Annotated in this window: 12 protein-coding genes and 1 pseudogene; 7 read left to right on the forward strand and 6 right to left on the reverse strand. The window is 67.2% G+C overall.

Translation table 11 applies throughout. The features are described from left to right. The 6 genes from ACFHPP_RS29175 to ACFHPP_RS29200 form a co-directional block, all read left to right on the forward strand. On the forward strand, positions 1-868 hold an 868-nt coding region (locus ACFHPP_RS29175; protein ID WP_437166743.1), incomplete at its 5' end, for an IS3 family transposase. 304 nt (positions 869-1,172) lie between these two features. Further along, positions 1,173-2,300 (forward strand): OmpA family protein, encoded by a 1,128-nt coding sequence (locus ACFHPP_RS29180; protein ID WP_437166744.1) that lies wholly within the window; start codon positions 1,173-1,175, stop codon positions 2,298-2,300. Between the two features lie 80 nt (positions 2,301-2,380). Continuing rightward, on the forward strand, positions 2,381-2,956 hold the full coding sequence (locus ACFHPP_RS29185; RefSeq protein ID WP_437166745.1) for a hypothetical protein: 576 nt from the start codon (positions 2,381-2,383) through the stop codon (positions 2,954-2,956). 138 nt (positions 2,957-3,094) lie between these two features. Continuing rightward, positions 3,095-4,114 carry a helix-turn-helix domain-containing protein gene (locus ACFHPP_RS29190; protein ID WP_437166746.1) on the forward strand — a complete coding sequence of 340 codons (1,020 nt, stop codon included), beginning with the start codon at positions 3,095-3,097 and terminating at the stop codon, positions 4,112-4,114. 149 nt (positions 4,115-4,263) lie between these two features. Next, entirely contained in the window at positions 4,264-5,778 is a 1,515-nt protein-coding gene (locus tag ACFHPP_RS29195; protein ID WP_437166747.1) for a DUF1254 domain-containing protein, read from the forward strand. 45 nt (positions 5,779-5,823) lie between these two features. After that, a complete protein-coding gene (locus tag ACFHPP_RS29200) occupies positions 5,824-7,251 on the forward strand; it encodes a DUF1254 domain-containing protein (RefSeq protein ID WP_437166748.1) in 1,428 nt (475 codons plus the stop codon). 20 nt (positions 7,252-7,271) lie between these two features. On the opposite strand, the pseudogene ACFHPP_RS29205 reads toward ACFHPP_RS29200, so the two are convergent. The 5 genes and pseudogenes from ACFHPP_RS29205 to ACFHPP_RS29225 all read right to left on the reverse strand — a co-directional run bounded on the left by ACFHPP_RS29205 (position 7,272) and on the right by ACFHPP_RS29225 (position 11,200). After that, a pseudogene (locus ACFHPP_RS29205) lies at positions 7,272-9,380 on the reverse strand (phage terminase large subunit family protein). Positions 9,381-9,405: 25 nt separating this feature from the next. Continuing rightward, the gene (locus tag ACFHPP_RS29210) at positions 9,406-9,678 is read right to left on the reverse strand and encodes a hypothetical protein (RefSeq protein ID WP_437166749.1); all 273 of its coding nucleotides are present in this window, start codon (positions 9,676-9,678) and stop codon (positions 9,406-9,408) included. Positions 9,679-9,701: 23 nt separating this feature from the next. Further along, positions 9,702-9,920: a hypothetical protein gene (locus ACFHPP_RS29215; RefSeq protein WP_437166750.1), complete on the reverse strand. Its 219-nt coding sequence runs from the start codon at positions 9,918-9,920 to the stop codon at positions 9,702-9,704. Positions 9,921-10,010: 90 nt separating this feature from the next. Continuing rightward, positions 10,011-10,868, reverse strand: a complete 858-nt coding sequence (locus ACFHPP_RS29220; RefSeq protein ID WP_437166751.1) for a DUF3489 domain-containing protein — start codon at positions 10,866-10,868, stop codon at positions 10,011-10,013. 95 nt (positions 10,869-10,963) lie between these two features. Beyond that, complete coding sequence (locus ACFHPP_RS29225) at positions 10,964-11,200, reverse strand: hypothetical protein (protein WP_437166752.1); 237 nt, start codon at positions 11,198-11,200, stop codon at positions 10,964-10,966. Positions 11,201-11,391: 191 nt separating this feature from the next. Between ACFHPP_RS29225 and ACFHPP_RS29230 the strand changes: the two genes are divergently transcribed. Further along, positions 11,392-11,754, forward strand: a complete 363-nt coding sequence (locus ACFHPP_RS29230; protein WP_437166753.1) for a thiol-disulfide oxidoreductase DCC family protein — start codon at positions 11,392-11,394, stop codon at positions 11,752-11,754. A gap of 4 nt (positions 11,755-11,758) precedes the next feature. On the opposite strand, the gene ACFHPP_RS29235 is transcribed toward ACFHPP_RS29230, so the two are convergent. Beyond that, positions 11,759-12,367 (reverse strand): DNA-methyltransferase (locus tag ACFHPP_RS29235; RefSeq protein WP_437166754.1); only part of this gene is annotated, 609 nt, incomplete at its 5' end.

The raw sequence follows: 12,367 nt of genomic DNA on the forward strand, positions 1-12,367 counted from the left end.
GGTTGCTGCTGCGCGCGCCTTTGCTGCCGCCGGACGGTTTCCGGTGAAGGCCGTCGCTGAAGCCCTCGGCGTGGCCCGATCCGTCCTCGCTCCATCGGCCAGGGCTCCAGCGCCCGGACGCCGAGGTAGACCACCCCTGCCGGAGCACGACCTCCTGGCCCGCATCATGGAGTTGATCGCCGAGTTGCCGACCTACGGCTACCGGCGGGTCCACGCCCTGCTGCGCCAGCAAGCGGAACTGGAGGGCTGGCCACCTTCAAACCACAAGCGCGTCTGGCGCGTCATGAAGGCCTACAACCTCCTCCTGACCCGCCACGCGGGCGGGGTGGAGCGCCGCCACGACGGTCGCGTCGCCGTCGAGGCCCGAAACACCCGCTGGTGCTCGGACGGCTTCGAGATCGCCTGCGACAATGGCGAGCGGGTCCGGGTCGCGTTCACCCTCGACTGCTGCGACCGGGAGGCCATTACCTACGTCGGCACAACAGGCGGCATCACCTCCGAGCACGTGCGGGACATGATGGTCGAGGCCGTCGAGCGGCGGTTCGGCCTCGTCAACCGCCTGCCCATGCCCATCGAGTGGCTCAGCGACAACGGCAGTTGCTACGTCGCCCGAGAAACCCGGCGGTTCGCCAGCAATCTTGGCATGCTCCCGAGGACTACGCCGCTCCAGAGCCCGCAGAGCAACGGCATGGCCGAGGCCTTCGTCCGCACTTTCAAGCGCGACTACGCCCGCGTCCGGCCCTGCCCTGATGCCCAGACCGTCCTGCAGTCACTCCCGGACTTCACCCACTACAACGAAATCCACCCCCACAGCGCGCTTGGATACCGCTCCTCGCGCCAGTTCATCCGTGCCACGTTAACAGCCTGATCCTGTCCGGGAATTCGGGGGCAACAACAGCCCCTGCTTGCGGAAAACGGATAGCGAGTTCGAATGCCGTCGTTACTCTCATTGCCGTTCGCCACCGTTCGTGACGTGAAAGCCGCAGTGCCGAGCTTCTCGCGCTGCAGACCCTGACTGACAGGAGCAGCCTAACCCAGTTCGACACTTTGCTGCGCGCCGCTTTCGCGCGGGCCAGGTGTGCAGACTTTCAACCGCAGGCTTCGCGCGAGCGGCGGAGCCGGTCTGATCTACAGGGACGCGCCGGCAAAAACTCCATCCACGGGAGACAGGGATGAGCCTCAGGAAAGTACTCCTTGCCACAACACTTCTTGCCTTGCCGGTCGTCGCACTGGCGCAACCGGTCAACGGCCTTTATGTCGGCGCCGGCGCCGGCGTGAACTGGCTGCAGGAATCCGACCTCACCACGCAGGGCAATCTCAGCCGCGCGCTCACGGCCGCAGGTGTCGGCCGTAGCGGTACGGCTAGCTTCGACTATGGCTGGTTGGGCGTTGTCAGCATCGGCTATGGCTTCGGCAACGGTGTGCGTGTCGAACTCGAAGGCAATTACCGTGACAACAGTATCGACGGTATCTCCGGGTTCACCGGCATCTCTGCGCCGCGCAGCCAGGGTGGTAGCATCAAAAGCTATGGCGTCATGGCGAACGCCTTCTACGACTTCGACCTCGGCCCGGGCGCCTTCGTCATGCCGTATGTCGGTCTTGGTGCAGGCTATATCGTGCAGAACTGGGACGCCGTACGGATCCGTAACGCCAGCGGTGCATCGGTGGCACTCGACGGCGACAATGGCAACTTCGCCTATCAAGCGATTGCCGGCGCAGCTATCCTGATCGCCTCCGTTCCCGGCCTGGCCATCACGGCCGAGTACCGCTTCATGGGTACGCTGTCGGACGACATTGACGCACGTTTCGTCGGCGCGGGTGGCGGTGCGGTTCAGACACGAGGCTCGGTCGAGGTCGATAACCTCAACCACAGTCTGCTTCTCGGCATCCGGTATGCATTTGGGGTGGCGCCACCGCCGCCGCCGGTCGTCGAGCCCGTCGCGCCTGCCCCGGCGCAGCAACCGGCGGTAGCACGTACCTACCTGGTGTTCTTTGACTTCGATCGGGCCGACCTGACCGACCGTGCCAGGCAGATCATCGCCGATGCGGCGCAGGCTTCGACGCAGCTGCAGACCACGCGGATCGAGGTGGCGGGCCACGCTGACCGCGCCGGCAACCCGCAATACAATCAGCGCCTTTCACAGCGTCGCGCGGATGCAGTGGCGGCGGAGCTGGAGCGCCGCGGTATCTCTCGCAGCCAGATGACCATCCAGGCCTTCGGCGAAACCCGCCCGCTTGTGGCCACTGCCGACGGCGTACGCGAACCGCAGAACCGGCGGGTCGAAATCGTCATGAAATAATTCAGGACCTGCCTCCCTCGCGCTCGCGGGGGAGGAGTCGGCGAGGCCATCTGATGAATGCGCGGCAAGAGGAAACACCCATGAAGCGTCGCTCCGTCCTTGTTTTACCGCTGGGCCTTTCGGCACTGGCAGCCTGTGCCTCCGTCGACACGAACCAGGTCAGCAGCATCGTTGGTGTTATCGAGACTGTCGATCCCGCGTCTCGCGAGGTTCTCATTCGTGGTGATGCAGGTGCGCAGTCAGGTTCTTTGCTGACGGTGTTTGCGGGCCTCGGCGTTGCGCGGCTCAACATGCTTCGCCCAGGCGATCGCGTAACCGTGCGGTACTATCAGGCGCTTGCTGCCCGCGTGGCATCGCCGATCTCGACCGCTGCACAAACTTCAGCGGCCTTCACCGCGGAGCGCGATGCGGACCGCCCCGGCGGCGAGGTCACGCGCGTCCGCAGCGGCCGCGTGACCATCACCGCGGTGGATGCCCAGACAGGAACGGTTAGCTTCACGGGTCCAAGCGGCACGTCGCGCACCGTGACGCCGAAGAACCCGGAGGTCCTCGCCTTTGTGCGGCGCCTGCGCGTCGGCCAGCAGGTGGACATGACCTACGAGGAAGCACTCGCAATTTCGATCGAGCCAATGGAGCCGGTGCGCGCTCCCGGCTGACGAGGTGCGGTCGGATCGGACTGTCTGCTGCGCCTTCGGTTCCGCTCACTTCAGGACCCCCTCAAATGCCTCGCCCAGAACACCGACGCGAACAGGCGGATGCCTAGGGCAGATTCGCGGAGCGCGCCGCGGACCACTGTGCCGGGGCAGCCGCTGGTCTTCTCGACCCTGGGCCTGCCCGCGCGGCAGCAGTTCGAAGCCTGGAACGCTTCCAGCACCGGCACCATGGAAGTGACGCCCCTGGCGGATCCGACGGCTGGCTTCCCTGCCGAGTGGGTGGTCTGGGCGCTTGGCCCGATCGCGCTCATGACGATGCGGGCACCGGCCGCGCGACTGGTGCGGACCGCCACTGCTGCCCGCCGGAGTTCGCTGGACCATTGGATGGTCAACATCGCGCTGCGCGGTGATCGGCAGATCCGAGCGGATGCATCGGTCCTTACGATTCCCGCAGGCGTGGCCAGCATCTCCGCCTTGAATGAGGTCCTCGAGTCCAGGCGCTCAGAGATCGAATGGCTCTGCCTGTTTCTTCCGCGCGACTTCGTGCCCGAAATTTCCTCGTCGCTGAGCGCCTCCTGTGGCGCACCGCTCGGCACCTCGATGGGTCGCATCCTGGCGGCCTTCCTCATCCAGCTCGCAGCCGAGGTGCCCTCCCTGAGCCTGGCGGAGCAGGCGCGCGTTGTCGGCTCGACCCGCGCCATCGTCGCGGCATCGATCGCACCCTCCGCCGAGGCGATGGTGGCCGCGCAGGCGCAGATCGATCTCGTTCAGCTCTCGCGTGTAAAAGTCATCATCCGGCAGCATTTGCGGTCTGCCCTCCTCACGGCGGAGCGCCTCAGTCGCCTGGCAGGCATCTCGCGTTCGCAGCTCTATCGGCTGTTTGAACGTCAGGGCGGCGTGGCGCGCTACATCCAATCGGAGCGGCTGCGAGCAGCGTGCCGTGCGCTCGCCGCGCCGGAGGGTGGGCGTGACATTTCGGATATTGCGGAGGATGTGGGTTTCTTCGATCCCTCCGCATTCAGTCGTGCCTTCCTGCGGGAATTTGAAGTCAAGCCGAGGGAATTCCGCGCAGCCGCGTTGGCGGGCCAGGCAGTCGTGATGCCGCGGGGTCGCATCAAGCCGACCACCACAAACCTCGCGGATTTCCTAGGTCGCCTGTAGCAATGCAGATGTTGCCTCGGCCACCCGGCACCGGCGCATCAGCACCAGCACCAGCAAGGAGGCGTTGGTACCGCGCCTCTTGCGGGAACCGGATAGCGGGGCAAAGGCCCCGGTGCGACGCTGCTCCGGAGGATTAGGGAAGGCCGGGAATGATCATCGGACGCCGCGCGCTGGGTGCCGCCACTCTTGCCGTCGGGGGTGGGGCGGTCGTGCGGCGCGACGTTGCCGCGCAAGCCTCTGGGTCACCGGCCGCCACGTGGATGGGGGCCGCGCCGGTGAGGTTCGAGGGTGGGTATGACAGTGTCATCGGGCGGCTCGATATGCCGCTTGGCTTTCCGACGCCGCAGACTTCCGTGCTGCTGCAGGAGGCGCTCGATGTCCAGCGAGCGACACAGGCCTATCTCTGGGCGCTTCCGCTAACCGGCTTTGCGCAGTGGCAGGCCGAGCATGAACGTGCTTTCGGGGCCCGAGACGGCGACCTGGTTTCCTTCGAGAGCTTCACCGACAAGCTGGGCCTGCTGACCGCGAATGCGACGACGCCCTATATCATCGGCTTTGCCAACCTCGACCGCACAGGGCCGCTGGTCATGGACGTGCCGGCGGGGCCGACCGCTGGCGGTTTTCTTGATTTCTGGCAGCGGCCGGTCAGCGACATCGGCCAGACCGGACCCGATGCCGGGCGCGGTGGGCGCTTCGTCATCCTTGGTCCGTCGCACCGGCAGGTGCCGGCCGAGGGCCGCTACGTCGTTCGCTCGCCCACGACCAACGTCTTCATCGGCACGCGTATCCTGCTGACCGGCGCGGCAGAAATCGCGGCGCTGCGCAGCGCATTCCGCGTTTACCCGCTCGCGCAGGCAGCCTCGCCGCCGGACTCGATCCGCTATATCCGTCCCGATGGCAGGCCCTGGAGCGGCACGCAGCCGCGCGGCCTGGCCTATTGGGCGCTCCTGGCCAAGATGGTGAACGAGGAGCCGGCCCATGAGCGCGACCGGCTGATCCTTGCGGGATTGGTGCGTCTCGGTATCGAGAAGGGCAGGCCGTTCGCCCCTGATGTGGGTCAGCGCCGCATCCTGGAACAGGCAAGCGTCGTGGGCGAGGCCATGGCGCGGGTCAAGGGCTACGACGCACGTCCGCCGGGCGCTGAAATCTGGCCGTCGCGGCGCTGGCACTATGCGCTGAACTTTGCGCCCGACCAGCGCTTCCAGAACCATGATGCGCTCGACGAACGTGCGGCCTATTTCTACGAGGCGGTCACTGTTTCGCATGGAATGACTGTGCGTCAGGCGGGACCGGGGCAGGTCTATCTTGGCACCGCGAAGGACAAGCACGGCGACTTCCTCGATGGCGGGCGCAATTATCGCCTTCGCGTGCCGAAGGATGCGCCGGCCGAGCAGTTCTGGTCCATCACGGCCTACGACAATGATACGCGCTGCTTCATACCCGTTCCGCAACAGCGCGCGGATCGTTCGTCGCGCGATGACATTGCATTGAACGCAGACGGGTCGGCCGACATCTTCTTCGGACCGGCGCCGCCGGCGGGACGTGAGCAGAATTGGGTGCCGACCCTGCCAGGCCGCAGCTGGTTCGCGCTGTTCCGCCTCTACGCGCCAAAGGCGGCCTTTTTCGACCGGAGCTGGGTGCTCAGCGACATGGAAAGCGCCTGAACCACGCGCCGTGTCCAGCCATCCAGCCCTACCGGAGAAGGCACCATGGAAACCATCACAACACGCCGCGACATTCTGCTCGGCGGCTGCGCCATGATGGGCGGAATCGCGACCCACAGCGCACCAGGCGTTGCGCAGCCTCTGCCAGATCCGGCTGAGATTCGCGCCATCGCAAAGGAGGCCTTCATCTACGGCTACCCTCTGGTGGACAGCTATCGAATCCAGCACGCCTACTTCGTGGATCATGCCAATCCCGAGTTCAAGGCGCCGTACAACACGCTGACCAACATCGCCCGGGTCTTCACCCCGGAAGACCGGGCGGTCCAGACGCCGAATTCAGATACGCCCTACTCGTTCATAGGCCTGGATCTCAGGGCAGAACCACTGATTCTCACCGTGCCTGCGGTAGCCGGCAACCGATATTACAGCATCCAGTTGATCGATTCCTACACCTTCAATTTCGACTACATAGGCAGCCGTACCGCCGGGAATGGCGGAGGACAATTCCTGATCGCGGGCCCAAACTGGCGCGGCGAGATTCCGCCCGGCATCGCCCGCGCGATCCGGAGCGAGACGGAACTGGCCTTTGGGCTTTACCGCACACAGCTTCTGGCGCCCGACGACATCGAGGAGGTGCGGGCCATCCAGGCGGGTTATCGGGTGCAGCCGCTTTCATCCTTTTTGGGCCAGACGCCGGCGCCCGCCGCGCCCGCGATCGACTTCGTCCCTCCGCTGGGGCAGGCGCAGCAGCGCAATTCGCTCGACGTGTTCCGCGTCCTGAACTTCGTTCTGCGCTTCTGCCCGACGCATCCGTCGGAGGTGGCATTGATGCAACGCTTGGCGCGCATCGGCATTGGCGCCGCCATGCACTTCGACCCTGCCGCGCTGGATGCCAGGTCTCGTCTTGCGTTCGAGCGGGGCATTGCCGATGCCTGGCAGGATTTCAACAGCATCAAGCAGCGCATGGATCGGGGTGAGGTCACGTCGGGGCAGGCGTTCGGCACACGCGATTTCCTGCGCAACGACTACCTGTTGCGCATGCTTGCCGCCGTGGTCGGTATCTACGGCAATTCGCGGGAAGAGGCGATTTACCCATTGTTTGTCGTGGATAGCGATGGCGCGCCCCTGAATGGCGGGAGCCGTTATACGCTGCGCTTCGCGGCGGACGCTTTGCCGCCCGTGAACGCCTTCTGGTCGGTAACCATGTATCGTCTTCCGGAAAGTCTGCTGGTCGCCAACCCGCTCAACCGCTACTTGTTGAACTCCTCGATGTTGTCGGGCTTCGTTCGTGACTTCGACGAGGGTATCACCTTCGATATCCAAGCCGGCGAACCGAACCCGGGGCGCGAGCCGAATTGGCTTCCGGCGCCGAATGGTTCGTTCATGTTGGTGATGCGGCTCTATTGGCCGAAGCCGCTAGCATTCGACGATGGCTGGCGGGTACCGCGTTTGCAGAAGGGGCTGCAACGGTGAATGTCAAAGCAAGGTGGACCTCATCGCAGCAGTGGGCTGGACGGTGGCGTGGCGGTGCGTGTGTCCGCCTTCCCCGAGACTGTGCGGAGGTTGTCGACGCCGGCTAGGTGAGTATTCGCAATCCCACCGGCGAAAAAAAGTGAGCAGGTGGCAGCTCTTTGCCGATCTGGCGTCCGCAGTTGATCCGAATAATGGGAACGCGCTCGCCCGGCTTCACCGCTGTTGTGAGGTCGGACAGCATGGCTGTACCGTCGGCCGCCGCGACCCACAGCTCCTGGACCACGAATTTCGATGTCGGTCCACGGTGGTGGCCGGCCAGGTGCGATCGGCGGCGGTGGCGTCGGCAGCAGCGGCGCGTCCGCCGCCTCATCCCGCAGCCTTGCCCAGAACTGCTCGCCGTGGCGGTCCGCACCGAGCAGCCAGAGCGCCGCGCGGGCCAGGACCGCACAGTCCAGCGCCTCGTTGCGCTCGCGCAGCTTGGCCCATTCCTGCCGCGCAAAGCCGCGCCGATCCTTCGCGGTGCGCAGCTGCTCCGCGACCAGTTGCTTCACCCACTCCGCCTCGATCGCGCGGGGCAGATGCACCCAGCCTGGCGGCAGGTCCTCCGCATCGCCGCGGCCAAGCCAGAGCCGGCGATAGAGATCGGCCTACCAGGTGGAGACCGACACCGTCCAGAGCTTGAGGCCGAGCCGGAGCTTCTGGCCGTTGACCAGTGCATCCACCGGCGTCGGGCCCTGGACCGGCTGCGCTCGGTTCCAGCCATCGATGCCCTTGGTCGGCGCAATGCGCGGATCCCGCAGGCGCCGCAGGTGGCCATAGACGGCGGCGGTATCCCGGCCGCCGGTATCGACGCAGAGCCGGGCGATGCGCGTCGCACCAACGCCCTGGCGTGGCCAGTCCCGTGCGAGCAGCTTCGCCAGTTCGTCCCAGGGCTCTCGGTCTCGCGGGCTGCCCGCAATCACAACATGATCGACAAGCCAGGAGGAGAACCCCTCCTCCCAGCCCCAGAGGTCGCACTCCAGGCGGTCGTCCTGGACGTCCACGCCGGCGGTGAGAACCAGGGCGCCCGTGGGCACCACACCCATCGGAAAGTCCTCGCGGCGTTCGACCAGGCGCTCCCGATCCGGCGCCTCGCCCTGCTCCTGCCAGGTCTCGCCGAGCACCGTGTTCTTGAAAGTCTTGATGTCCTCCGGCTTGCCCTGGGCGGCCTCCAAATCCCGGGCGATCTGTTCCCAGGAGAGCCAGCCCACGGGCGAGTAGAGCGCCGAGATGTGGAAGCCGATCGTGTGCGGATCCTGGCCCTCGGCGGTCGCGCGCCATTCCCCGCCGCCGAGCATGGCGGTCTTGTCGTGCTCCTGCATCGGGTGGTCGCATGTCGAGCAGTGATACCGCGCCGTCTCGGGCGCCCCTTTCTCCCAGATCAGCCGCTCGAAGCGCAGCCACTGCATATCGCCACACGCCGTGCACGGCACGACGAAGCGCCTTTGGTCGCTCGCCAGATACTCCCGCTCGATCCGGCTGCGGCCAGAGATGGTCGGCGTCGAAACCAGGAAGGCCTTACGCCGCCAGCCGAAGGTGCGCGCCCGGGCCTCGGCCAAGGCGATCGGATCACCCTCACCGGCGACATCGCCCGGATAGGCATCCACCTCGTCGAGGAACAGGAACCTCGCCGTCATCGAGCGCAGCCCGACCGCGCTGTTGGCCCCGGTCAGCACCAGGATGCCGCCGGGGAATTCCTTCGACAGCATGGTGTTGCCGCTGTCGCGCGCGCGGGCCGGAGCCACGCGCTCCCGCAGGGCGGGCGTCTCCTCCAGCAGCGGGTCGATGCGTTGGCGCGAGAAGCGCTTGGCCAGCTCCACGGTCGGCTGCACCGCCAGCGCGGGCGCCGGCACGTGGTGCATGATGTAGCCGAGCCAGTTGTTTCCGCTCTCGGTCGCACCGACCTGCGCGCCCTTCATGAACACGACGCGCCGGGCGGGATGCACCGCGGACAGCGCGTCCATCACGTCCTTGAGGTACGGCGTGCGGCTGGTGCGCCAGGGGCCCGGCTCGGCCGAGGCGCGGCTGCCGAGCATGCGGTGGCGCTCGGCCCATTCCGACACCGTCAGCTGCGGCGGCGGGCGCAGCATGGCGCCGACGCGACGGCGCACATGCTCACGACTGCGGAGACCGGTCCCCTCCGAGGCCCGCTGGATCGAAGCGATCGGCCGCCTCCGTCAGCAGGCCGTTGATGTGGCTCTGCAGGATGGTCTGCAGCAGATACGGGTCGACGCCCATCTCGGCGGCGATCAGGCCGGAGACGCGGGCGGGCCAGTTCAGCAGCGCGTCACGCACCGTGCTGCCGATCTCGTCGAGCGCGGCATTCGCCTCGGTGACATTGACCAGGCGGCGCTTGGTCTCGTCGAGCGAAAGGCGCTGCGCCTCCACCTTGAGCGCGAGCTGCGCGACCTTCAGACGCGCGAAGGGCGTGGCCTCGGCGCCCGCGCTGCTGGCCAGGGGCGAGCGGGCGGATCGGCGGTCTCGGTGAGGCGGCGGCGGGTCTTGTCGGTATCCCACTGGCCGTCCGGCTCGCCGGCGATGCGGCCCGCGCGTTCGGCCTTGTGGATGGCGGTGTCGCTGACGCCAAGGCGACGGGCGGCCTCGCGGGTGGAGGCGGTCATTTCCGGCATGGCGGCGACCTCCCGCCGCGCGTGATGGTCATCACGAGCAAGGGCCCGCTACCGTCTGGCGGCGGGCCCTCGACGTGTCCGGCTTGGTTGTCAGGCCGGCAGGTGGTAGATGATGAAGGAGCCCTTCGCGCCCGCCTTGTTCGGGCCGACCATGCGCTCCCGCGACTTTACCTCGACCGCGTGACCCTTCTTCTTCAGCCCGGCGAAGAAGCCGCGGACCGTGTGCTGTGCCCATCCCGTCGCCTCGGCGATCTGCGCGACCGTGGCACCCTCGGGCCGGCGCAGCATGGCCAGCACCTGCTCCTGCTTTGTGCCCTCCCGCGGCTTGCGTGGCGCTCCGGCCTCGCGCGCGGCGCGGGCCGGCTTACCAGCGAGCAGGGTGCGCAGCGCCTCCATCGGGGCATCGAGCGCGGCGATCATGTCCGTGGCGCGGTTGGCGTCGTCGTCCCAGGCGGCGAGGATCGCCGCGGCGGTGTCGCGCAGGCTGGCGCGGGGCGTGGCGGCGCGCGCCGCGAGAGCCTGGTCGAGCAGGGCGATCTCCTCCGCCAGGGGCGCGGCCTGGGCGGCTTCGGCGACCGTGGCGTCCTGTGCGGCGGGCCCCGTGGCCGGCGCCACCGTGGGCGCCGTGTCGGGCACGCTGCCCTCGATGCCCGAGCAGTCGGGCTCGCCGGCCACCGCGTCGCCCTCGTTCGGGTCGATGCCGATGGCGCGTAGCCCCTCGTCGGTGATACGCGCCACGATCCAGGTGCCGTCGTCATCCTGGCGCCAGCCGAGCCCGACATGCTCCCGCGGGGCGTTGATCTCGGTGAGCGGGTTGTTCTTGATCAGGCCGCGGAACACCGCGTTGCGCGCCGCGGCCGGGAGCGTCTTCGGCGCGTGGGCCAGGCCCATATCGTGCTGCGTGGCGGCGCTGAGAATCACGCGCTGGGTGTCGGAAAGCTTGGTCATCGTGGTGGTCTCCGGTTCCGGGTGCCGGTCATCGGCCCCTACTGCCGGGAGCCCCGCCGGCGTGGCCGGTCGGGGCGGTGCGGGAGTGGCCCGCGTCAGGCTTCGTATTCGCCGCGTCGAAAATGCTGATCCGCGATGTCCTTCAGCTTCGCGGTGGCATCCGAAAGCCAGGACGCTTCGCTCCAGAGCACCGTCTCGGGATCCGCGCCGAAATGGTCCTCGCTGGCCTGGGTGAGTTCGGCGAGGAGGGCGTCGAATTCGGCCTTCTTCGCCAGGAAGGCGGCCAGGCTCCGTTCCTGGTTGCGGGCGGCGCGGGCGTCGCGGTCGGTCATGGTCGTCTCCGTCGTGTGGTACAGGGCATCCCCTGCGCGTGACGGACCATTCGCGCTGTGGCGCGCACGAGCCAAGCAAGGTGCAGCGTTATCTTATTGCGATGATTGAGCTTCTTGGATCGTCAGATGATCCTGGCCGCTCCCAAGACCGGCGCCCTGGCGCAGAGCAACTGAGGGGCCATGTCTGCGGCATGAACACGTCCAGCGCCGCGCCCACCACGACCGTCTACTACGATGGCGCGTGCCCGATCTGCTCACGCGAGATCGGTCAGTACCGCAAGGTCCAAGGTGCGGAACGGCTCGACTTCGTCGACGTCACCGCGTGCGATGCGAATGGTCTCGGTCCTGGCCTGTCGCGCGAGGCGGCACTGGCGCGCATGCATGTCCGGCGCGCCGACGGCAGTCTGGCGTCCGGTGCCGCCGCCTTTGCCGAAATCTGGCAGCAGCTCCCGAAGCTCGCATGGGCCGGGCGGCTCGCAGCATCGCCGATCGTGCTTCCCGTCCTGGAGATCGGGTACCGGGTCTTCCTGCGCGTCCGCCGCCTCTGGCGGTAACAACCTACGTCGAGGTGGCAGCCCGGCACGACGCGATGTCCGCAAAGACCCGCTCGTCACTCTCCAGCACCGCAGCCTCGCCGGTCGTATCCTGCCACCGGCGCACGATGACGTCGGCATAGGCGGGATCGATCTCCAGCAGCACGGCGCGCCGCCCCGTGCGGTCCGCGGCGATCATGGTGGTGCCGGAGCCACCGAAGCAGTCCAGCACCGTGTCCCGCGGCTTGCTGCTGTTGCGGATGGCGCGCTCAACCAACGCCACAGGCTTCATAGTGGGATGAAGGTCGTTCCGCGCCGGCTTGTCGAAGTGCCCGACATTCCCCTGGTCGCGCGCGCCGCACCAGTAGTGCTGCGCGCCCGCATTCCAGCCGTAGAGCATCGCCTCGAACTGCTGATGATAGTCGGCGCGGCCGAGCGCGAAGGTGTTCTTCGCCCAGATGATGGTGCTGGACCACTTGCCGCCCGCTTCCTGCCAGACGCGATGCAGCGTCGGCCATTCTGAGCAGGACATGCAGACGTAGCAGGCGCCCTTGGTGACCGAGAGCAAATTGGCGAGGGCGGGGCGCAGGAACTCGGGAAAGCCACCGCCGAGCGCGTCATTGGCGGCGGCGGT

Source organism: Falsiroseomonas sp. E2-1-a20 (assembly GCF_051433195.1).
Taxonomy (GTDB): domain Bacteria; phylum Pseudomonadota; class Alphaproteobacteria; order Acetobacterales; family Acetobacteraceae; genus Falsiroseomonas.